Below are 22,192 nucleotides of genomic sequence, written 5' to 3'. Positions count from 1 at the left end.
GTCCCCGATGCCCCACACCGAGAACCAACCGGCGCCCTCCGCGCCCGGCACCGAGGGCCGGACGCCGGTCAAGGCCGCCCTGGCCAGCTTCATGGGAAGCGCCGTGGAATACTACGACTTCTTTATCTTCGGCTCCGCCGCGGCACTAATCTTCCCGCATGTGTTCTTCCCCGACGCGGATGCCAACGCCTCGATCATGTCCCTGGCAACCTTCGGGTTCGCCTACATCGCCCGCCCCATCGGCGCTGTCATCTTGGGTCACTTCGGGGACAGAGTCGGGCGGCAGAAGGTGCTGATGTTCACCCTGGTCCTGATGGGCGCGGCCACCTTTGCCATTGGCTGCATACCGACCTTCGACCAGATCGGCTGGTGGGCACCGGCACTGCTGGTCCTCGCCCGGCTGCTGCAGGGCCTCTCGGCCGCCGGTGAGCAGGCCGGAGCCTCCTCGCTGACCCTTGAACACGCTCCCGATAACCGGCGCTCCTTCTTCACCTCCTGGACGCTGACCGGCACCCAGGGCGGACAGATCCTTGCCGCGTTGATCTTCATCCCCGTGGTGGCCATGGACGACGAGTTCAAGTTCGGCATCGGCTGGCGCATCCCGTTCTGGCTCTCCGCCGTGGTGGTCCTCATTACCTTCTTCATCCGCCGCTCGCTGAACGAAACCCCCGAATTCGAGAACGCCAAGAAGAACAACGAGATCGCCAAGCTGCCGCTGGGCGTGCTGATCCGCTTCCACTGGCGCGACGTGCTGCGCGTGGTCTTCTGCGCCTTCATCGCCGCTGTCTCCACCGTCTATGGCACCCTGGCCATTTCCTACGGCAAGAACATCGGGCACATGGATGAATCGGTCACCCTCTGGCTGGTGGTGGCGGGCAACGTCGGTGCCCTGTTCACCCAGCCGTTCTTCGGCAAGCTGGCCGATCGGATCGGCCGCAAACCGGTCTTCATCTACGGTGCGATCTCCTCGGCCGTTTTCATGCCGTTCTACCTGCGCTCCATGGAAACCAACAACACCATGTTGCAGTTCGCGCTCTCGGTACTGGTCTTCTCCTGCGCCTACGCCGCGGCCAACGCCGTCTGGCCCTCCTTCTATGCGGAGATGTTCTCCTCCCAGGTGCGTTTCTCCGGCCTGGCCATCGGCACCCAGCTTGGCTTCCTGATGGCGGGCTTCGCCCCGTCCATCGTTGCGGCCCTGGGCGGGTTGGAGCCTGGCGGCTGGGTGGTCATCAGCCTGTTCACCGCCGCGATCGCACTGATCGCCACGGTTTCGGCACTGACGGCCAAGGAAACCTACAAGGTGCCTACGCACCTGCTGGGCCGCACCGCACACAAGGTTAAAAGCACCTCGGGCGCCCAGGTGCAGTAGCGCTACCGCGCACTACGACCAAGGCCCCGGTGTTTCCCTCGCGAAGGGAAACACCGGGGCCTTGGTGCGCCACCGCCGGATTCTGGAACGCAGCACCGCCAGGGCGAAGTCGCGCTCGAGCTCGACGGCACGGCCCTTGTTGCCGTTCTTCAGCAGCGCCATCCTAAAGGCCTTGGTGATGGCCTCATATCTGCCCCCGAGCCGGTTAAAGTCGCCGTCGGCAATCGGTTCCCCGTCGTTGTGGGCGTAGCCCAGCAGACGCATGCCCTGGTTGATGCGGGCGTTGATGGTTTTCCTATCCGCTGCCCCGTCCCCGGCCGCCGCCAAGAGCGCCAACATGGTCACGTCGTAGGTGACCTGGTCCGTTCGCGAGTTTCTGGCCCGCTTCACCAGATGAGCCCACAGCTTGACCGGGTCTTGGGCCACGCGCACGGCGGTGGGTGTCGCCACCAGCTTCTTGCCCTGGGCCTTGAGCAGGCCAATGTCCATCAGCATTTCGCGGAAATCTAGGAGAGCATGGAGATGAACCTCGGTTTTAGCGCCAAATTGCACGAAGTCTTCATGCTCCCAGCCAATTCCGGCGATCACGCCCGGTAGTGCGGCAGGGCTCAGGTAGCCCGCCGCGGTCAGCGGCAGCCCGTCACCTTCGCAGGCCCGGATCCACCACAGGATCGATTCCATGGCGCGCGGCGCTTCTTCGGGCAGGTGCGGCACCGTATCTCCGGCAAACACGTCCACTCCCACCCGCATGAGGGCATCGGCCATCACGTGACATGCGTACTTGGGCATCGTGGATAGCCATGTGCCGGCAACGGTTCCCGCAGGCGGTCCGTCGAGATGCAACCGCACCTGTACGTTCGCCAGCTCCACGTCGAAGGCCTCTGGGTCCACGGGCGTGAAGTAGCTGTGGTGGCTCTTGTACCAGTCCACGACGTAGCTACGTTCCGGGTCCACCGAGGCAGCTTGGGAAAGCTTGAGTGTTTCGTACCAGCCGCTCAGTCCCCCACTGTCCTCCAGAGGAACCCGCATGGCCCCCTCGAGCACCCTTGCCGCAGGAGCCGCAGGGTCCAGTGCGCGGGAGGATTCCTCGGTGATCAGGTGCGTCCAGCTATCGCCGAGATCGTATTCGTACCAGAGCGTGCCCCCTGAGCGGGCCAACGCCTTGGTCAGCGTTGTATGTTCCTCGTTTTCGCCTTCAAGACCATCGTCAAGGCTGCCCGACATGTGCCAGGTGACCGGCGTGTCGCCGGAGGCAGCACCGCTACGATTCAAGGGGTTGCTATCCATGTAGAGGTGCAAGTGCGAGTCGGTCCAGCCCAGCGCGCCCTGTAGGACCTCATGGAAGCGTGCCAGGGTCATGGACCCATCAACCTCGATGCGCCGCCAGATGGTCGGCTCGGAGCCATAAAGTTCAAGGTGCAGCGTGTGCTGGGTCCGCAGATTCTTCATGGTTCAAGTCTGCGGCATGGACGCTCCACCATGGGTAGAGCGGCGCTCCGATGCGTCGCAGGGAGCGGTATCTTGCAGTTTCAGACGTGCTCGGCCGCCACATTCCTGGCCCACGGCAGCATAATGTCTTTCATGGACAACCCTCGCGGCCCCCTGCTGCCGCTCGGAGCCGGCATTGCAACCGTCGCACGCCTGGCCCCGACCGAGGCCGTGCGTGATCTGGTGGTGCACTATTGGCTGCCGAGCTGGGAGATTCCCGACGGCGTCATCCACGAACAACGGATCTTGACCTACCCCGGTTGCAACCTGGCCATCGAGGATGGCATCGGGACAATCCATGGGCCCGTCACCCGGCTCTCCACCAAGCGGCTTTCCGGTTCGGGCCGCGCCTTCGGGGTGTTGTTCCGTCCAGGGACCGGGGCACTGCTGAGCAATGTGCCCCTGCAAGAACTGGTTGATTCCGTGACCCCGGCCAGTACCTGGGGACTTGACCAGGCCAAAGCCATCCAGGTGGCCCTCGACGCGGAGCGGAGCACGAGCCAGCGGCAGCTGGACGCCATCACCATATTTGAATCATGGATCGCACGCCGACTCCCCTCCGGCATGGACGACGAAGGGGCCCTGCTGAACCGAATCTGTGTCGATATTGAATCCACGCCGGACATCCAACGTGTGGGCCAGATCTGCGACCGCTGGAAGATCGGTGAACGCACTCTGCAGCGTCTGGTGCGCACCCGCATGGGGATCACCCCGAAATGGCTGTTACAACGGACCCGCTTGCAGGAAGCAGCGGCGTTGATGGGCAGGGGTGCAGGTCCGGATCTGGCCCGGCTGGCCCATGCGCTGGGATATGCGGACCAGGCGCATTTCACCCGGGACTTCACCGGTGTAACGGGCATGAGCCCGGGCGAATACGTACGCCAGGTCCATGCCGGCTCACCTAACGGCTGACCGATTCCCCTTCTGCTTACTTCGCGTCCGCGGAGTTGAAGGATGCGAGCCAGGCGTTGACCCGGCGTTCGGACTCCTCCCGGGAAAGATCCTCGATGCGCGTCATGACGTTCCAGCGCCGACCAAAGGGATCCACAAAGGTCGCAAAGCGGTCCCCGGAGACGAAGTCCGCGGGGTGCTCGACGGCCGCGGCCCCATGTTCCAGAGCGCGGGCGAAGACCGCGTCCACGTCAGCGACGTAGATGGCAAGGGAGTTGTTGGTGTGTCGCGCATCGGCGGCGACCAACCCATAGCCCGGCTGCGGGTCCGAGAGTTGGAGCATGCCGTTTCCGAAGTCGAGTTGGGCGTGTGAGACGGTGGCGCTGCCGTCCTCTCGCGGCGCTCCGGGCATCACCGAGAGCACCGTTGCACCGAAGACCTCACGATAGAACTCGATGGCCCGGTGGGCAGGGTCCACGACGATGAACGGTGTCAGCGCGGTGAAACCATGCGGCACCCCGCTGGTGGTGTGGGCTCCGACGACGCCCGTGGTCGCTGGATTCGTGGTCATGATCGTGCACCCTTCGTTGCTGGATGTTTTGCTGGATCTTCATTCAACGCCGCAGGGGGCCTGCGGTCTTGAAGGAACCCGACACGTCTGCACGACACAACAGGCTTCCACCGCATCTCTCCCACAGCGACATATCTTCGTGTTCCAGCTCACCGACATGGAAGAATCCGTTCTATTGCCCATCGAAGGACCTTCTACCTTGACCGTCACCCGCCCTAACCTCCAACGCGCTTCCAGCGGCGATGCAGCCTGGATTGTCGTGGTGATTGCCGGCATCACCGCAGCCCTGCATATCTGGAAGTTGCCCGCAGCTCTTCCCTTGATCCAAGAGGATCTGGGATTGTCCCTGCTGACCGCGGGAGTACTGCTTGGCATCGTGCAGGTGGCCGGCATGCTCGGCGGCCTGGCGGTGTCCTTGCTGGCCGAAAACATCGGCGAACGCCGCACACTGCTGTTGGGTTTGGTCTTCCTCAGCATGGGTTCGGTGCTGGGAGGCCTGTCGATCGGTGCGGACACGCTGCTAGCCTCCCGCGCCATCGAAGGTATCGGTTTTATTGTCGCCACGGTGGTGGGCCCCGGCCTGATCCGCCGCCACGCACCGTTTCGCCGCGTCAACATGGCAGTGGGCTGCTGGAGTGCCTATCAAGGGACGGCGACATTCATCGGGTTGATCGCCAGCGCCTACTTCCTGCAGATCGGCACCTGGCAGCTGTGGTGGTGGGTCATGGCCGCAGTGACGCTGGTTCCGATCCCATTGGTGTTGCGGATGGTCCCCCAGGACCAACCCGCGGGTGCCGGCGGGGCCAAGGCAGCCGCCGGGCGCATCGGCATCACCGCTCGTTCGCCCAAAGTGTGGATCGCCGGACTGGTGTTCGGCTGCTACACCGTGCAATGGATGGCAGTGGTGGGTTTCCTGCCCACGGTATACGGGGAAAGCGGCCTGAGCGGCACGCACGCCGGAATCCTCTCCGCCATCGTCGGCGGACTCAACGGAGTCGGCGCGATCATCACCGGTATCTTGCTGCAACGTGGTGCCCCGGCACGGGTGCTGTTGTTCCTGTCGTTCATTTTGATGGGAGGAGCCAGCCTGCTCACCTTCGCCGTCGACTGGTCTTCCATTCCCGGTGGCCTCGTCTGGCAGGTAGCCTGCGTCGGGTTCTTTTCCTTCTCCGGTGCGATGATCCCGGCGACGATGACACGGATGGCCGTGGATCTGGCACCCGAGGGAGGCTCTGCCCCCGCGGCCATGGGACTCATGCAGCAGATCTACAACATTGGGAACTTCACCGGACCGATGATCGTGGCTTGGCTGGCCATGACCACCGGCGGGTGGTCTTCCACGTGGTGGATGACCTGTGCCTTCGCCGCCTTGGGCATCATCTTGTCCGTGGTCCTGGTCGGGCGGCGCGGAAGCATGCATTTTTCACATTCCTGACGCCCACCCGACAATCACATAGAACGTGATGCCTGCGCATACCGGAAGCACAGAAGGCTTCCCTAGAGTAGGTACTACCTCATGAAGGTGCGAGTGATGAACGCACCGGCCGGAAGATTTCCCCCAAGGATCTCCCGACCGGTGCTCACTCATTTAAGTTACGGACCTGCAAACGGGAATTTCACGGGCTGAATGCCGGGGATCGCCCGCACGCTGGACCAACGTGGATTCCACTGCCCGGGAGAAATTGCTTGGGGAACGAGCACACAGGTGCAAGCATGTGCCCATGATCAAATTGGCCCCGCTGGCAAACCATTTCGGATTCGATACCTCCGACCACATCCCGTTGCCCCGTCCCGATCTTTTCGAGATCTATCCGTTGCTCGGCGAAATCTGGGCTCGGGCACGAGGCCTGTTGGCAGTGCGCGACAACGACTCGCATACGCTCTACGCCGTGGCGTTGGCTGCCGCGTTGCTCGATGAACGAGAGCAGGCAGACCCAGATGTGGTCCTGCCGGCCATGATGCTGCACGACATTGGGTGGTCACAGGTCGAGCCAGGACTGGTCCTCTCGGCAATCGCCCCCGGCGGCGGTCGACCCGATCTGGTGCTGCTGCATGAAAAGGAAGGTGCCCGGCTGGCCACCGAGATCCTTGAATCCTTGGGCGTGGATTCGCTGGTGATCGAGAAGGTAGCGGCGATCATCGACGGCCATGACTCGCGCACCCACGCACTGAACCCCGACGATGAGATCGTCAAGGACGCAGACAAGCTCTGGCGTCTAACCCCGCACGGGCTGGACACCATCATGGACTGGTTCGGGCTGCATCGCGGCCAGGCCCTGCGACTGTGCGCATCCCGGGTGGTGGGCAAACTTTTCACACCCGAGGCAACCACCATGGCAAACGGGCTGATCGCCCTGGAACAGGCCAACCTCTGGCCGCGAAGTCAGGAACTGCAGAAGGGTTCCTGATACCCCGCCCGTTCTTCCGTCTCCCCTAGACCCGCCCCCAGCGCACGCCGTTAGACTCAAGCTGTGCACCCGAGGTGCACGCATGGGACGCAAGAGGAGTGAGCTGATGGCCGGCGGGAACCGGGTGCCGGGAAGCACCGTGACGTCCAAGGTCCTTGCGATCATGGAAGTGTTCGAGACCTCGCGTCGGGCCTTGAGCCTGACCGAGATTTCCGAGGCCTCTGGCGTACCACTGAGCACCACACATCGATTGGTGAATGAGCTGATCGAATGGGGCATGCTCAGCCGAGGGTCGACCGGTGGGGTCCAACTGGGGTTGCGGTTGTGGGCCATCGCCCAGAATGCCGGGCGCCAACTGCGTGACACCGCGCGCCCCTTCGTCCAGGACCTGTTCTCACTGACCGGGGAAACCAGCCAGCTGGCCGTGCGCGACGGAAATATGGCCCTGTACATCGACAGGGTGTATGGCTCCAAGAGGGTTCCGCGTGCCTCACGGGTCGGCGGCCGGTTGCCGCTGCACGCCACGGCGGTGGGCAAAGTGATCCTTGCCTATTCGGAAGACTGGGTCACCGATGCCTACCTGAGCCAGCCCTTGGCGCCGATCACCGGACACACCCATGTCAATCCGGGCCGGTTACGCACCGAGCTGGCCCAGGTGAGGGCCCGAGGGTATGCCGCAACCCAGGAGGAGGTCATCCTTGGGGCGTGCTCGATTGCCGTCCCGGTCTTTCACACCGGACGCATTGGCTGCTCGATCGGTCTGGTCGTGGCATCGACCAACGCTGGCGCCATGCTCCGGCATCTTCCCGTGCTGCAAGGAATCTCCCAGCGGATCGAGGCGTCGACCGCGCATATCCCACTCGAAACCCTGCTGGGAAGTCTCACATCGGGCGAGCTTCTTCAGCCACCCCATAGCGAGTAATGAAACAGTTTCCACTGAGTGAGAAATGATCCACACCCATTCGATGTGTCATGGGTAACACTTGAGGCAATGAATGTAGCGCAGGCCACAAACCGGCAGCGACTACCCGACCTTCTTTCCTCAAGGAGTCCGTTCCATGTCCAGCAGCGACGTTGCAGCAGGGGTTTGCCCCATGGGGCACGGTGCCACGGCACCTGCCGACCACCACGGTTATGAACCGTTCACCATGGAAAACCCGTTTCCCTCCTACTCGAACCTCCGCGACGAACAACCCGTGATGTTCGACGAACGCGTCGGACTCTACGTCGTCACCCGCTACGACGACGTCAAGGCGGTATTCGAGGACTGGGAGACTTTCTCCTCAGAGAATGCCCAGGCCCCGGTGCGCAAGCGCGGCCCGCAGGCCACCCAGATCATGAACGACGGCGGCTTCACCACCTATTCCGGCCTTTCGGCCCGCCGCCCGCCGGAACACACCCGTATCCGGGCCATCGCGCAGAAAGCCTTCACTCCACGCCGCTTCAAGGCCCTTGAACCCTCCATCCGCGCAAACGTCGTGACCTCGATCGAAGCCATGCTGGCCCGTGAGTCTGCTGAAGGGGACATCGTCAAGGATCTGGCCTACGCCATCCCGACCATCACCATCCTCACCCTCATCGGAGCCGATGTCACCCAGGTAGATACCTACAAGCGCTGGAGCGATTCGCGTGCGGCCATGACCTGGGGCGATTTGAGCGATGAGGAACAGATCCCGCACGCCCACAATCTCGTTGAGTACTGGGCCGAATGCCTGCGCTTGGTGGCCCACGCCCACAAACACGGTGGGGACAACCTCACCGCGGACCTGGTCAAGGCCCAAACCGAGGGCGCGGAAATCACCGACCACGAGATCGCGTCGCTGCTCTACTCTCTGCTTTTCGCCGGGCACGAAACCACCACCACGCTGATATCCAATTGCGTCCGCGTCCTGTTGGCCCACCGCGAAGCCTGGGACCAGATTGTCGAAAACCCCAAGTCCATCTCGGCGGCCATCGACGAGGTGCTGCGTTACGCAGGATCGATTGTCGGCTGGCGCCGCAAGGCGCTGAAGGACACCGAGGTTGCCGGGGTCAAAATCCCCGAAGGTGCAGAGCTTTTGCTGTTGATGGGCGCCGCCAACCGCGATGGAGACCGCTTCGAGAACCCCGAGGCCTTCGACATCACCCGGACCAACGCCCGCGAACATCTCTCGTTTGGCTTCGGCATCCACTACTGCCTGGGCAACATGCTCGCCAAACTGCAGGCCAAGATCGCCCTGGAGGAACTGAGCTCCAGAATCCCGGGCCTTGAACTGATTGACGGGGAAGACATCACGTTCCGCAAGAACATCTCTTTCCGCGTCCCCGAATACGTCAACGTGAGCTGGAAGGAATCCCAGGCATGAGCAACAACGACTTCATCGAATTCTTCGACGGCGGCGCCGAACCAAAACTGGAAAACCTCGGTGGCAAAGGTGCCTCGCTGGTGACCATGACCTCCGCCGGAATGCCGGTGCCTCCCGGTTTTGTCGTCACCACCGCCGCATTTGACGCCTTCATGGAAGGTGGCATCACCGCAGAGATCAACGCCCTGCTGGCGGGCCTCGATCCCGAGGACGTCAAGGCCCTCGACGCCGCCAGCGCCACGATCCGCTTGATGATCACCCAACGCCCGGTGCCCGCAGCCCTGCGTGAAGTCACGAAGGATGCCTACACCACCCTGCAGGAGGGCTTCACAGCAGAGGTCCCGTTGGCCGTACGTTCCTCGGCCACCGCCGAGGACCTGCCCGATGCCTCGTTTGCCGGGCAGCAGGACACCTATCTCTGGCTCAACGGCTACGCCTCGGTCACCGAACACATCCGCCAGTGCTGGGCCTCGCTCTACACCTCGCGGGCCATCTTGTACCGGCTGAAGAACAACATCCCCGACGAGGGCCTGTCCATGGCCGTGGTCGTGCAAAAAATGGTCAATTCCTCCGCTTCCGGCGTGGCCATGACCCTGGATCCAACCAACGGGGACCGTTCCAAGATCACCATCGATGCCTCCTACGGTGTCGGGGAAATGGTCGTCTCCGGGACTGTCACCCCGGATAACATCCAGCTGGACAAGGTCACCCTGGCGATCATCACCGAGCACATCGGTGCCAAGCATGCCGAGCTGATCCCGGATACCGCCACCAACTCCTTGGTGGAGGTCGAAGTCAGTGAGGAGCGTCGAGCGGTGCGCTGCCTGTCAGACGTCGATTTGGCCTTGGTCGCCCAGCTGGCCAAACGCGCCGAGAAACACTACGGCTGCCCGCAAGACATTGAGTGGGCCCTGGATGCGGATTTGCCGGAAGGCGATAACCTGCTTCTGCTTCAGTCCCGCCCCGAGACGGTGCACTCTTCCAAGACCACCGCCAAGCCCACGGGTGGCGGCTACGCCTCCTCCCTCGGCCTGGGCGCGGGCTTCAACATTCCCTCAATCACCGCTTCGCTGATGAATTCCGCTTCCTGACGTTCCGCACACTCGTTCGTCGCTTCTTCGACGACTCCGCAACAGCAACTTTTGAAAGGCATCCACCACCATGAGCATGAAATCCTTTCCCAAGCCCTCCGATCTCCAAGTCCCTCCGGGCGCCGAAGGCTGGGAGGAGCTCTACCCGTACTACCTGGTCTTCCAGGACGCACTGAAGGCCGAGGAAGACGAGAAGTTCTGGTTCTGCGACTCGCAGCACTGGCCCACCGTCTTCAAGCCCTTTGAAACCATCGGCGGGGAATTCGCCGTCAAGTGCCTGGGCCAGTACAACGCCCGCCACCTGATGATCCCCAACGCCAACGGCATCGACTTCCGCATCCACCTCGGCTACCTCTATATGTCCCCCCTGCCCGTGCCGGAAGAACAGATCGCCGCCCGTGTCCCGGAATTCGAGGCCCGCATCGGACACTACTTCGCCAACTGGGAAACCCTACTGGAGCAGTGGCACGTGAAGGTCAAGGGCACCATCAGCGATATGGAGGCTCTCAGCTTCGAGGCCCTGCCCGAGATGGTGCCGATGGAAGACATTCTCTCCGGCAAGGCCAAGGATGGTTCGGAGGTGCTGCTGGAGAACTACGACCGGCTGATCCAGCTCTGTTACCAGAATTGGCAGTACCACTTTGAGTTCCTGAACCTGGGTTACATTGCCTACCTGGATTTCTTCAACTTCTGCAAGGAAGTCTTCCCGAACATGCCCGACCAGTCGATCGCCACCATGGTCCAGGGCGTGGACATGGAACTTTTCCGCCCCGATGATGAACTCAAGGACCTGGCCAAGCTGGCCGTGGAACTGGAAATCACCGACTCGTTCTCCAACACCGATGACCCAGCCGCCACCTTGGCGACCATTGCCGCCTCACAGGGCGGGGAAACCTGGTTGGCCCGCTGGGAAGAAGCCAAGGACCCCTGGTTCAACTTCACGATCGGCAACGGCTTCTACGGGCACGACAAGTACTGGATCGAGCACCAGGAGATCCCGCTGGGCTTCATCGCCGACTACATCCGCCGGTTGCAGGACGGTGCGAACATCATGCGCCCCACGGCGAAGCTGATCGAGGAGAAGGACCGCATCGTCTCCGAATACCGGGAACTGCTGGATCCGGAAATCCGCGAGGTCTTCGATGCCAAGCGCACCCTGGCCGCCACCGCCTACCCGTACGTGGAAAACCACAACTTCTACATCGAGCACTGGACCATGGGCGTGTTCTGGCGCAAGGTCCGCGAACTGAGCCGCATGCTCCATGCCCAGGGCCTGTGGAACGAACCCGAGGACATGCTCTACCTGGGCCGCAACGAGGTCCGCGACGTGCTCTTTGACCTCGTCACTTCCTGGGGCATCGGCGCCGGAGACCCGATCGGCAACGTCGTGTGGCCGAAGGAGATCGAACGCCGCCGCGGCATCGTCGATGCGCTGAAGACCGCCCGCCCGGCCCCGGCCCTGAACACCCCGCCGGAGATCATCACCGAGCCGTTCACCCGGATGCTGTGGGGCATCACCACCGAGCAGGTCCAGCAGTGGCTGGGCGGGGACGAGGAGGGCGAAACCGGTGTGCTCAAGGGCATGGCGGCCTCCCCCGGCCGGGTCGAGGGCCCGGCCCGGGTCGTCATGCACGCCGATGACCTCTCCGAGGTGCAGCCGGGGGAAATCCTCGTCGCACCGATCACCGCACCCAGTTGGGGCCCGATCTTCGGCAAGATCAAGGCGACCGTCACCGACATCGGCGGGATGATGAGCCACGCGGCGATCGTTTGCCGCGAGTACGGGCTGCCGGCCGTCACCGGAACCGGAAGCGCCTCCACCACCATCCGCACCGGCCAGATGCTGCGCGTGGATGGCACCAAGGGCACCGTCGAAATCCTGGAGGAGTCACCGGTGGTCTCCGGACCCGGCGCGCACTCCCACACGCACGCCTAAGACTGCTCGCCCCCAAGAGCAGACCCTGGCATCCACAGGCGGGCGGGGCACCCCAAGGCCCCGCCCACCACCCCAGCAGATTTTCCACCCCGGCATCCGTCCCCGTGAAAGGCCCCCAGGTACAGCACATGAACACCGAATCACCCACCGCCCCCGGCACGGTGCTTATCACCGGCGCCGCAGGAGGACTCGGCAGGGCCTTTGCCCTGGGCTTCGCCAAGCGCGGCTACCGGATCGCCGCGGCGGATATCGATCCGGCAGGCACTGCCACCACCGTTGAGCTGGTCCAGGCCGCCGGCGGCACCGCCGCAGGCTTCACCGTCGATGTCACCAGCCGCGCCTCCACCGAGGCCCTCGCCGCCGAAGTCGCGGGATTTGCCGGCGGGCACATCCAAGTCCTGATCAACAACGCGGCCATCTACGCCACCGTCACCCGCTCCCCCTTCGAAGATATCGATACCGACGAGTGGGACAGGGTGATGGCCGTGAATCTCAAGGGTCCGTGGCTGATGGCCAGAGCCCTGAGTCCCCATCTGGGCGCCGGCTCGCGGATCATCAACTTGGCCTCCGCCACCGTCTATTCCGGCTCCGAGCAGTGGGCCCACTACGTCGCTTCCAAGGGCGGTGTCATTGCCTTGTCCCGGGTTATGGCCAAGGAATTGGGCCGACGAGACATCACTGTCAACACCATCGCTCCGGGCTTCACCCTCACCGAGGCCAGCTTCGGGCTGATGGAAAACGCCGAAAGCTACGGGGTCGACCGCGGCGCACTCAAACGGGCCAGCCAACCAGAAGACATCGTCGGTGCCGCGCTTTTCCTTGCCGGCCCCGACTCATCGTTCATCACCGGTCAGACGCTCGTCGTCGACGGTGGCCGCCAGTTCATCTAGAAAGGTCCGAAGACCACCATGACTACAGTCCACTTCACCGATGCAGCAGGTGCCACCACCACCATCAACGCCAATGCCGGCGATTCGGTCATGGAGACCGCCGTCCGCAACGGCGTCACGGCCATCGTCGCCGAATGCGGCGGTTCGCTCTCCTGCGCCACCTGCCACGTTTTTGTGGCCGAGGCCGATCTGCCGAGCCTGGAACCCATGGGCGAGATGGAGGATGAGATGCTCTACGGAACCGCCGAGGACCGTGCGGATAACTCCCGGCTCTCCTGCCAAATCCGCTTGGCCGAAGGCCAGGAACTGCACGTGACCACCCCGGAAACGCAGGTTTAAAACATGGAAACGCTCATCGTCCCCTCGCTCGCCGGCGCCGAGGCTCCTACCGCGGGCACCGCCACCGGGCTGCTCATCATCGGAGCTTCCCAGTCCGGGGTGCAGCTGGCCATTTCCTTACGCGCCCTGGGCTACACCGAACACATCACGCTGCTGGGCGATGAGGACCACCGCCCCTACCAACGCCCCGCGCTGTCCAAGGAATTCCTCCAGGACAAGGTCGGTTCCGAGTCGCTGATCTTCCGCACCAACGAGTACTGGATTGAACACCACATCACGCTGGTCAAGGGCGAGCGGATCGCGTCTCTGGACTCCAACCCCGACGGCAGCGGATTCGCCCACGGCACCTCGGGTACCGACTACCCCTATACCCGGCTGGCCCTGACCGTCGGGGCCCGCCCGCGGCTGCTGGAAGCACCCGGCGCCGGATTGGACGGGGTCGTATACCTGCGCAACGCCGACGACGCTTTGCGTCTGAAGGAGCTGGCACCAACCACCACCGACGTGGTCGTGGTCGGCGGCGGTTTCATCGGATTGGAGGCAGCGAGTTCCCTGGCTTCCATGGGCAAGCGTGTCACGGTCTTGGAATACGGGCCGCGGTTGGTGGGCCGAGCCGTGGGTGAGGAAACCAGTGAATATTTCCTCACCGAACACCGCAAGCGCGGCCTGGACATCCGCATCGGTGCCCGCATCGAAGAAATCATTGATGACGGCCATGGTGCGCTGTGCGGAGTCAAACTTGAGGACGGTGACGTGCTCAAAGCCCAGATCGTCTTGGTGGGCATCGGCGTCATCCCCAATACCGAGCTCGGTGAGGCCCTGGGCCTGGAAGTCAACAACGGTATCCTCGTCGATTCCGGGGCTGTGGCCTCCGACGGCACCACCATCGTGGTCGGGGATGTGGCCAACATGCCCAACCCGGTCCCGGGCGCCCCGACCGGTGAGCGCATCCGTCTCGAATCGGTGAACAACGCCATCGAGCACGCGAAGGTCGCGGCCTATTCGCTCATGGGGCGCAGTGAGGAATATGCAGGTATCCCCTGGTTCTGGTCCAACCAGGCCGATATGAAGCTGCAGATCGCCGGGCTGTCCACCGGGTTCGATTCCACGGTGCTCCGCAGGGATCCGGAGAGAGGAAAATTCACGGTGCTCTACTACCGCTCCGGGCGGATCATTGCCGCGGACGCGGTCAATGCACCGTTGGATTTCATGGCCGTCAAACAGGCTCTGGCCGCCGGCAGGTCCATTGACTCGGTGGCCGCGGCAGATCCGGCCACGATGCTCAAGACCTTGATTGCCTAGTCCCCCTCGCCCCCATACTTTTCTCTGATGCAAGGAGCCGTACGCGACATGAATACCCTCACCGATACCGATCCCGGTGCCGACTTTGCCGCGGCCTACCCGCAACGCCCCATTCCCACACCCGAGCAGGTGGACACCAGCCCGATTTGCCTCACTCCTGGCCTCGAACCGGATCTGCTTCCGCTGTGGACCGCGGTAGTTCCAGAGACCCGGGCCCGCGGCAACGACATCCACCTGCCGATCTCGCTGGCCTTCGCCCGCCGCCTGTGTGATGCCTACCCCGAAGCGAACCGTGAGCTGGTGTTGGTTTCCACCTTGCTGCACGACACCGGCTGGGCACATGTGGATGAAACCAAGATCATCTCCGAGGGTTTCCGCGGTGATTGGCGCAAGGCAGGCATCCGCTTTGAGCACGAACGGCTGGGCTGCGAGGTGGCCCGGCGAGTCTTGCCTCCACTGGGCTACGAGCTCGAGTTCATCGAGGCGGTCTGTGCCATCATCGACGGGCACGACACCCGTCCGGTGGCTCACTCCCTAGAGGACGCGCTGATGCGCGACGCCGACAGGCTGTGGCGCTTCGACCATGCCGGCATCGCGCTGGCCGCCGGCTGGTTCTCGCAGAACCCTGCCGATTACACGGACCGGCTGGAAACCGAGATCATCCCGGAGCTCATCACCGCCGCCGCTGTGGACATGGCGACCACTGACCTGGAGCGTTCGCGCGACCTGCTGCATACGGCGGTACTGCGATGAGCATGCAACAGCTGCTTGGCTCCGCGGCCGCGCGCGAAGCGATTGTCCTTCCCTACCGCCACGTCGACACCCACTTCATCGACGGTGTCTGGATTGCGTCAACGACTACCGCCCGAAACGACGTCACCGACCCGGCCACCGCATTGGTGTGGGGTTCGGTCGCCGAGGGCACCACCGAAGACCTCGAGAAGGCGGTAGTCGCCGCTCGTACCGCCTTCGACTCCGGTCCGTGGCCGCGCTTGGCCCCGTCCGAACGCGCCGTGGTGCTGCTGCGCGTTGCCGATCAGATCGAGGCGCGATCCACCGAGCTCTCGCTGACCAACACGTTGGAGAACGGCTCTCCGATCTCGGAGACCAAGGGTGCAGCAGCAAACGCGGCGTCCATCTTCCGCTACTTCGCCTCGCTGGCCCCGTTGCTGGAATCCGAGGATGTCCGTCCGTTCCCCAACGGTCTGGGTGAATCCTTGGTGCGCCGGGACCCGGTGGGTGTGTGTGGGCTGATTGCCCCGTGGAATTTCCCGATCAACCTGATGGTCATCAAGCTGGCGCCCGCGCTCCTGGCCGGGTGCACCGTGGTGATGAAGCCTGCCTCCCCCACGCCACTGTCATTCAGGATCATCATGGATGCGTTGGCCGCCGCAGGTGTTCCGGATGGTGTGGCCAACCTGGTCACCGGGTCGGGACGGCTGGGCGATGCGCTGGTCAAGCACCCGCTGGTCAACAAGGTGGCGTTCACCGGCTCCACGCCGGTGGGACGCAAGATCGCCTCCGCCTGCGGGGAACTGCTGCGTCCGGTCACCCTCGAATTGGGAGGCAAGTCCAGCGCGCTGGTGCTTCCCGATGCGGATCTGGACGCCATGGGGAGCAATCTAATTCGCTCTTGCATGCGCAACACCGGCCAGACCTGCTACATTTCCACGCGAATCCTCGCCCCGACGCAGCGCTACGACGAGGTCGTGGAGCTGGTGACCTCCACGATTTCCGCCGCGCCCCAGGGGGACCCGTTGGATCCGGCCACGGTCTTCGGACCCACGGCCACCGCCAGCCAGTACCGCACGGTGCTCGATTACATCGAGTCGGGCCGGGCAGAGGGCGCCCGTGCCACCACCGGCGGACACAAGGTGCAGTTGGGCGGTGGCCTGGACGCAGGCTACTTCATTGCCCCGACGGTGTTTGCTGATGTGACACCCGGGATGCGGATATCCCGGGAGGAAATCTTCGGGCCGGTGGTCTCGATATTGCGCTACGACGGGATCGATGAGGGTATAGCACTGGCCAACAACACCGAGTTCGGTCTGGGCGGCCTCGTCTTTGGCGCCGATACCGATGCCGCGCAGGCCGCCGCCGAGCGCATGGACACCGGCAGCGTCGGCATCAACTTCTTCGCGTCCAACCATGCCGCACCCTTTGGCGGGCGCAATGATTCCGGGTTGGGCACTGAATACGGCCCCGAGGGACTGGCCGCGTACCTGAGCTATAAGTCGATTCACCGCCGTTGATGCCGGAAACCGGGTTGCCGGTCAGATGGAGAAACCATCTGACCGGCGGCTTGGCGCTCATTGGAGATCACCAGTTTTCAGCGGATTACGGAAGAAAATTGGAGCGGATCCATTTCATGGGAATCATCAGGTGCAGGGGATTGCCCGGCAACTCAAAACACTCGGCGAGGTTTTTGTAGAAGGCCTTGGCTGCTTCTTCCCTTGCATGAATCAGCATCGCCTGCGCCGCCACCGATTCACTCAAGAACGCCGAGCGCTCCAGTGCGTCCTTGAACAGTCCTGCCCCAACCCCCATGCCTTGATGTTGCTGCGAAACCGCTAAACGTGCCAGCAAAATGCAAGGTATCAGTCGGGGGTCGGACGGTTTGCCAAATTTTGCCGGAGTCTCGGCTTTTTCGACCGCCGAGACAACAATCGAATAATATCCGATGATCGATTGGCCATCAGTCGCAACGTAGGTGACGGCTCGATTCGCACGTTGGCTTTCAAGAGCGGAGCGCTGGAACCAGCGATCTAGTTCGGGGGCTCCGCTTGCAAATGAGGTCCGATCGTCGTCTGTCATGAGCCGTCGAGGAACCTGAAAATCAGTTTGCTCCACCGCCTAGCCCTTGAATGGGCTCGGGCGTCGGGTAAGTTTTGCCAACTTGGAATTCGAAGGCAATTCCTGATCGAGCAGCCGCTCAAATTCCGAGAATTGCGCTGCGCTGAGGGCAAATCGGTGGCGGTCTGCCATGACCCGGTCCGCTTCAATGCTTGCTGCTTCCAAGATAAAGTCAGTGACTGACCTATGAGTCGCATCGGCCGCACGTCGAATGGCTTCTTCTTGGCTGGCAGTCGCCCGTAAATTGATCCTCTGCGTCTTCTGGGGTCTCGTTTCCATTACACGCCACCTTTCTTGTACTCACATTGTACGTACGGGGCCAGCTCCAAGTCCACGGATCGACAGAACTGCATTTCAAGTGGTGTGCATGCATCGCCGGCGCTCGCGCCTTATGACTTTGACACGCGTTACCTGCTGGCCACCCTCGAGCAACGTATTCACACCCAACGTCATGGACAGGCACATCGTATCCATAGCTCCGGACCCTAGAGTCGTTAGTACCTCATGAAGGTGCGAGTGATGCGAGCACCGGCTGGAAACAAGATTCCTCCCCCGAATCTCCCGGCCGGTGCTCAAACCTTTAACCACGTGTTTCCTCATCGTCCAGGAAACCGTGCCGGCAACATCCGCCACGCACTCCATGTGGCAGAGCCCCTGTCGTGCTCCTCGCATCGCCATGGCACCTTTGACAGCGGTTCGCTTTTAGGACTTCGGCAGCCCTCGGCGGATCCATTCCGACGCAGCAACACTCGATGCTGCCGGTGCCCACCTATCACGGCCCGCCCACTGCTGGTGCCCGGTATCACCTCCGCATTCCCAGGCGATGTATTTGCTCCAATGCTAAAGTGAAGTGTCACTTTAGTTAAGGGGTTGCGCGTGGATATCAGCATTTGGCCAGTCAGCACCCGGCCCCGGAGCCAGCAAACGCACCAAGTGGTCCTGGCCGCCACCAATGAACTGCTGCTCGAGGCGGGCTTCCCTGGAGTAACCATCGAACGCCTGTCTACCCGGTCAGGTGTCAGCACCGCAACCATCTACAAGCACTGGCCGTCAAAGAACGCCATCGTGGCCGAGGCATTCGGGCGCACGGCCACCGCGGCCCTCACGATCCCCGAGTGCGTCGATCCCCTGGCGGATCTGATTGACTTCGCGGTCGCCTCACTGAGCTTTCACAGCATCGAAAGTGGCAGGGTGTTCTTCCAGCTGCTGGCCGCCTGCTCGATGGAGCCGAGCGGCGCCCTGTATTTTCAGGAGTACTATCTGGGCCCCCGCCGCGAAACTATGCTTCCGCTGTTCACCCGCGCCATCGACGCCGGTGCGATCGTTGCCGATGTGGACATCAACGTGGCCATCGATGTCATCTTCGGCGCGGCCGTCTTCCGGCTGATGCGCGACACCAGCGAACTGGACCAGACCACCCTCCGCAACACCATCGAGCTTTCCCTCAACGGCCTGCTCGCCAACAAATGAAAGGCCCCCTCATGGCGCAGCCCATCCGAGCATCTGAGGCCGGCCCCTCCGACCTCACACCCACACCGGCGATCTACACTGCGGATCGTCGCGGCTTCTTCATCGCCGCGGTGGGGCTCGCGCTTCTGGCCGCACATTCCGGTGCACCCTCCCCGCTTTTTCCGCTTTATGCCGAACAGTGGGGCTTGACGCCGCTGGCCATCAGCACTGTCTTTGCCGCCTATATCCTGGGGCTCATCACCACCTTGCTGACCGCCGGCGGACTTTCGGACCATATCGGCCGGAGGCCCGTCGCCATGGCCGCCTTGTTTGTTGCCGCGGCCTCCATGGCGGTTCTTGCCCTGGCCGACGGATTCGGCGACCTGGTCGCCGCCCGCGTGCTTCAGGGCGTTGCCTCGGGATTGGGGTTCGGCACGCTTGGTGCGGCGTTACTGGATTACAGCCCCGCGTGGAAACATGCCAGGGTCGCCATGATCAACGGCGCACTGCCGCCAGCATCCCTGGGACTCGGCGCCCTGCTCAGTGGCGTACTGGTGGAATTTTCTTCCCACCCGTTCCAAGTTCCCTACATCGTGGTCTTCATTCCGCTGCTGCTCGCCTGTGCCGCCGCTGCTTTCCTGAAGGAGAAGCACCCCCGCCGGGCCGGCATGCTGCGCTCGCTGGTTCCCGCGCTCATGATTCCCCGCGAGGTCCGCGATCGATTCTTCACGGCGGTCGGTGCCTTGTGCGCCAGTTGGGCGCTGGTTGGCCTGTATCTGGGCATCGGACCCAACGTCAGCAAGACGTTGCTGAACATTGCTTCCCCTTCGCTCGGGGCATTAGCCATCTTCGCTCTGACCGGCACCGGGGCCCTGACGGGGCTGCTCAGCTTCCGGATCAAGAGCGAGAAAGTGATGGCAACGGGCGCCGTCGCACTCATCCTCGGCGTGGCCGCGATCGCCGCCGCGGTGGCCATGGAAAGCACCTGGATATTCTTCGCCGCCAGCATCATTGGCGGCATCGGTTTCGGCGCGGGATTCCAAGGCGGGCTCCGCTCGGTCCTCGAATTACTTCCGGCCCGGCAACGCGGCGGGACGCTTTCCTCCGTGTACCTGGTCTCCTACCTCGCGTTCGGCATACCTACGCTGGTGGCCGGACTGCTGATACCCAACTTCGGACTGCAGAACGTGGTCTACGGCTACGCTGCACTCGTGGTGACCTTGTCATTGGTCGCACTCGCACTGCTGATCGGTTCACGAGCCAAGCGCATCCGTTTGGTAGCCGCCGCGGCATCCAGTCGCTGACACGCAACCCACGACGATTTTTCACACTCAACGTCATGGCCGGCCACATCAAATCCATAGGTTTGCATCATAGAGTCGTTAGTACCTCATGAAGGTGCGAGTGATGCGAGCACCGGCTGGAAACAAGATTCCTCCCCCGAATCTTCCGGCCGGTGCTCAAACCTTTAACGACCAATCGCATCCAAGCGGTGGATGCGATTGAACTCCCGCACACAGCAACGGAGCGTCGTGGTCCCACCAGGTTGTGGTGAGGCCACGACGCTCCGTTGAATCCGGTGCTTAGCGCGATATCTGGCGCGGGGTACGATTCCACCCAAATTTCTGTTTCAGCAGTCTGCTCCATTTGTTGGCGGCCAGGTGCGGGTGCAGCAGCGCAATCCCGATGCAGTACTTGCTCATACTTACCGGGCGGATGCCCATCGTAGCCAGCGCCGAGTCGGCGGCGCCCCGCCCGTCGGCGGTCTTGGTTTCGATCACGAACAGATCCGGGCCGTGCACCACGGTTCCATTCTGGGTGTAGACCAAGTTCACGTCGCAGGTCAGGCGTTCCTCATCCAGCGGGTTCACGAACGTCCCGCGGATGTAGTCGCTGCGCATCACCGGTTCCAGATGCGGAAGTTCCTGGTTGTACTGGGTGCTCAGCTGCTCGGTGAGGAAGCCGTGGGCCTCGGCGTTGATGGTGTTGCGTTCCGAGACGTCGTAGGGGATCCGGTGTTTCACGGTCTGCCCGCGCAATCCCTTGAACTTCGCCTCAAACATACACAACCCAGAATCGGCGTAGGTACGCGTGCGGATTTTGTATCGGCGTCGGCGCCCCTGCTTGTGCGCGGTGAACATCTCCAAATCGGGAGTATCAAAATACACCGATTCGTAGGTGAACATCCGCCGCTCCCCGATCTGCATGATTCGAAAAGACGGACCCAGCCGGGCCATCAGCTCGGTGAACTGTCCGGCATTCAGCAGGAACTTCTTATCCACCCGGGTCATCAGGGCGGCCTCACTGACAACGTCCTCCAGTGAAATCGGATCCGCAGCCTCGGCTGCCTCGGCCAGAGCTTGGGCACAGGACCCGGCCAGCACTTCGGTTTCGGAGTATTGGGTCGTGGTCATGGCTAGCGCCCCTGCTGCTGGGCGAAGTCCCGCTCCCCTGAGCGCTGGGCCTGGAGCCGTTCGGCCGGGGACGGGATGGACTCGATGTCCGGGGCATCGACGAGCTTCTGCTGTTTGCCGGCCGTGGTGTTGGCGCGGAAGCGCACATCGACGATCGTCAGGTCACGGACCATGTCCAGCTCGAGCACCACGGTGCGCAGCACCTTGGCGTTAAGCAGGTCGGCCAGCGCAGCGTGCAGGTCCTGCTGCTGGGCATAGGCAGCATCAAGCGTGACGGTCTGGCGCATGGTGCGGCGGCCGAAGGCTGGGTGGTCGGCCACGAACATGACCAGCACCATGGCAAGGCTCAGCGCCGGGGAAAGCCAGAACGGGTCAGGGTGCAGGCCGTTGATCAGGCCGATGGCCAGCGAAATGAAGTAGTAGGCGACTTCCTCCTGGGTGAGGGTGTCCGAGCGAAGCCGGATGATCGACAGGATGCCGAACAGTCCCAAGCCAAGGCCGGCTCCGGCGCCGGAACCGTTGAGCAGCATCGTCACCCCGAAGATTCCGAAGTTCAGCGCCAGATACGCCAGGGCCAAGTCCTTGCGGAAGTGCCGGCGGTAGTAGATGCCGCATACCAATACCAACATCGCAATCAGGTTGGCTGCCAGTGCTATCCAAAAGTTCTGCATGTCGAACTCCTTCATCTCGTTGGAGGAAACTCATTCCCTGTCTGACTAGGACAATATTGATCCAAGATGAGATGAAAAGGAGTGTTTGATGAGAGAGCTCTCATGAACGAGCAGAAAACTGCGGGTGAACGGAACCTAACCAGGGCTACGCGGCCCGATGAAATCCTGACGGCCA

21 protein-coding genes are annotated in these 22,192 nt (G+C 62.7%); 15 read left to right on the top strand and 6 right to left on the bottom strand.

Annotated features, from left to right (window positions below):
• The first annotated feature begins 7 nt into the window (after positions 1 to 7).
• The gene (locus ADIAG_RS02525) at positions 8 to 1,369 is read left to right on the top strand and encodes an MFS transporter (RefSeq protein ID WP_007269728.1); all 1,362 of its coding nucleotides are present in this window, start codon (positions 8 to 10) and stop codon (positions 1,367 to 1,369) included.
• Between the two features lie 12 nt (positions 1,370 to 1,381).
• On the opposite strand, the gene ADIAG_RS19835 is transcribed toward ADIAG_RS02525, so the two are convergent.
• The gene (locus ADIAG_RS19835) at positions 1,382 to 2,818 is read right to left on the bottom strand and encodes a plasmid pRiA4b ORF-3 family protein (protein WP_007269727.1); all 1,437 of its coding nucleotides are present in this window, start codon (positions 2,816 to 2,818) and stop codon (positions 1,382 to 1,384) included.
• A 132-nt stretch (positions 2,819 to 2,950) separates the two neighbouring features.
• Here ADIAG_RS19835 and ADIAG_RS02515 point away from each other — a divergent pair, with 132 nt between their 5' ends.
• Positions 2,951 to 3,769, top strand: coding sequence for an AraC family transcriptional regulator (locus ADIAG_RS02515; protein ID WP_161623922.1), 819 nt, complete (start codon positions 2,951 to 2,953; stop codon positions 3,767 to 3,769).
• A gap of 16 nt (positions 3,770 to 3,785) precedes the next feature.
• On the opposite strand, the gene ADIAG_RS02510 is transcribed toward ADIAG_RS02515, so the two are convergent.
• Entirely contained in the window at positions 3,786 to 4,319 is a 534-nt protein-coding gene (locus tag ADIAG_RS02510) for a VOC family protein (protein ID WP_007269725.1), read from the bottom strand.
• A 199-nt stretch (positions 4,320 to 4,518) separates the two neighbouring features.
• On the opposite strand from ADIAG_RS02510, the gene ADIAG_RS02505 reads away from it, so the two are divergent.
• From ADIAG_RS02505 to ADIAG_RS02455, 11 genes are all read left to right on the top strand, one after another.
• Positions 4,519 to 5,754, top strand: coding sequence for an MFS transporter (locus ADIAG_RS02505; protein ID WP_235045804.1), 1,236 nt, complete (start codon positions 4,519 to 4,521; stop codon positions 5,752 to 5,754).
• A gap of 286 nt (positions 5,755 to 6,040) precedes the next feature.
• Positions 6,041 to 6,727, top strand: a complete 687-nt coding sequence (locus tag ADIAG_RS02500; protein ID WP_007269723.1) for an HD domain-containing protein — start codon at positions 6,041 to 6,043, stop codon at positions 6,725 to 6,727.
• Between the two features lie 82 nt (positions 6,728 to 6,809).
• Positions 6,810 to 7,649: an IclR family transcriptional regulator gene (locus tag ADIAG_RS02495; protein WP_235045803.1), complete on the top strand. Its 840-nt coding sequence runs from the start codon at positions 6,810 to 6,812 to the stop codon at positions 7,647 to 7,649.
• A 136-nt stretch (positions 7,650 to 7,785) separates the two neighbouring features.
• Positions 7,786 to 9,072, top strand: a complete 1,287-nt coding sequence (locus ADIAG_RS02490) for a cytochrome P450 (protein WP_007269721.1) — start codon at positions 7,786 to 7,788, stop codon at positions 9,070 to 9,072.
• Complete coding sequence (locus ADIAG_RS02485) at positions 9,069 to 10,163, top strand: PEP/pyruvate-binding domain-containing protein (RefSeq protein ID WP_007269720.1); 1,095 nt, start codon at positions 9,069 to 9,071, stop codon at positions 10,161 to 10,163. Before ADIAG_RS02490 ends, ADIAG_RS02485 begins: the two co-directional genes overlap by 4 nt.
• A gap of 70 nt (positions 10,164 to 10,233) precedes the next feature.
• Positions 10,234 to 12,099: a PEP-utilizing enzyme gene (locus tag ADIAG_RS02480; RefSeq protein ID WP_007269719.1), complete on the top strand. Its 1,866-nt coding sequence runs from the start codon at positions 10,234 to 10,236 to the stop codon at positions 12,097 to 12,099.
• A gap of 128 nt (positions 12,100 to 12,227) precedes the next feature.
• Positions 12,228 to 12,989 (top strand): SDR family NAD(P)-dependent oxidoreductase, encoded by a 762-nt coding sequence (locus tag ADIAG_RS02475; protein WP_007269718.1) that lies wholly within the window; start codon positions 12,228 to 12,230, stop codon positions 12,987 to 12,989.
• Between the two features lie 18 nt (positions 12,990 to 13,007).
• Positions 13,008 to 13,328 (top strand): 2Fe-2S iron-sulfur cluster-binding protein, encoded by a 321-nt coding sequence (locus ADIAG_RS02470; RefSeq protein WP_007269717.1) that lies wholly within the window; start codon positions 13,008 to 13,010, stop codon positions 13,326 to 13,328.
• Between the two features lie 3 nt (positions 13,329 to 13,331).
• Positions 13,332 to 14,630 (top strand): NAD(P)/FAD-dependent oxidoreductase, encoded by a 1,299-nt coding sequence (locus ADIAG_RS02465; RefSeq protein WP_007269716.1) that lies wholly within the window; start codon positions 13,332 to 13,334, stop codon positions 14,628 to 14,630.
• Between the two features lie 48 nt (positions 14,631 to 14,678).
• Positions 14,679 to 15,383 (top strand): HD domain-containing protein, encoded by a 705-nt coding sequence (locus ADIAG_RS02460; protein ID WP_007269715.1) that lies wholly within the window; start codon positions 14,679 to 14,681, stop codon positions 15,381 to 15,383.
• Complete coding sequence (locus ADIAG_RS02455; protein WP_007269714.1) at positions 15,380 to 16,882, top strand: aldehyde dehydrogenase family protein; 1,503 nt, start codon at positions 15,380 to 15,382, stop codon at positions 16,880 to 16,882. The genes ADIAG_RS02460 and ADIAG_RS02455 overlap by 4 nt, the downstream gene beginning before the upstream one ends.
• Positions 16,883 to 16,967: 85 nt before the next feature.
• Here ADIAG_RS02455 and ADIAG_RS02450 read toward each other — a convergent pair whose 3' ends face one another.
• Both ADIAG_RS02450 and ADIAG_RS20665 read right to left on the bottom strand, forming a co-directional pair.
• Positions 16,968 to 17,444, bottom strand: a complete 477-nt coding sequence (locus ADIAG_RS02450) for a GNAT family N-acetyltransferase (protein ID WP_007269713.1) — start codon at positions 17,442 to 17,444, stop codon at positions 16,968 to 16,970.
• Positions 17,445 to 17,483: 39 nt separating this feature from the next.
• Positions 17,484 to 17,762, bottom strand: coding sequence for a type II toxin-antitoxin system TacA family antitoxin (locus tag ADIAG_RS20665; protein ID WP_007269712.1), 279 nt, complete (start codon positions 17,760 to 17,762; stop codon positions 17,484 to 17,486).
• 597 nt (positions 17,763 to 18,359) lie between these two features.
• On the opposite strand from ADIAG_RS20665, the gene ADIAG_RS02445 reads away from it, so the two are divergent.
• On the top strand, positions 18,360 to 18,953 hold the full coding sequence (locus ADIAG_RS02445) for a TetR/AcrR family transcriptional regulator (RefSeq protein ID WP_007269711.1): 594 nt from the start codon (positions 18,360 to 18,362) through the stop codon (positions 18,951 to 18,953).
• Positions 18,954 to 18,964: 11 nt separating this feature from the next.
• Positions 18,965 to 20,236, top strand: coding sequence for an MFS transporter (locus ADIAG_RS02440; protein WP_007269710.1), 1,272 nt, complete (start codon positions 18,965 to 18,967; stop codon positions 20,234 to 20,236).
• A 279-nt stretch (positions 20,237 to 20,515) separates the two neighbouring features.
• Here ADIAG_RS02440 and ADIAG_RS02435 read toward each other — a convergent pair whose 3' ends face one another.
• Entirely contained in the window at positions 20,516 to 21,346 is an 831-nt protein-coding gene (locus ADIAG_RS02435) for a polyphosphate polymerase domain-containing protein (RefSeq protein WP_007269709.1), read from the bottom strand.
• A 2-nt stretch (positions 21,347 to 21,348) separates the two neighbouring features.
• Positions 21,349 to 22,017, bottom strand: coding sequence for a DUF4956 domain-containing protein (locus ADIAG_RS02430; RefSeq protein WP_007269708.1), 669 nt, complete (start codon positions 22,015 to 22,017; stop codon positions 21,349 to 21,351).
• Positions 22,018 to 22,192 lie beyond the last annotated feature (175 nt).

Origin of the sequence: Paeniglutamicibacter gangotriensis Lz1y (assembly GCF_000348945.1) — a bacterium.
Classification (GTDB): domain Bacteria; phylum Actinomycetota; class Actinomycetes; order Actinomycetales; family Micrococcaceae; genus Paeniglutamicibacter; species Paeniglutamicibacter gangotriensis.
This window is presented reverse-complemented; position numbering and strand designations above follow the sequence as displayed.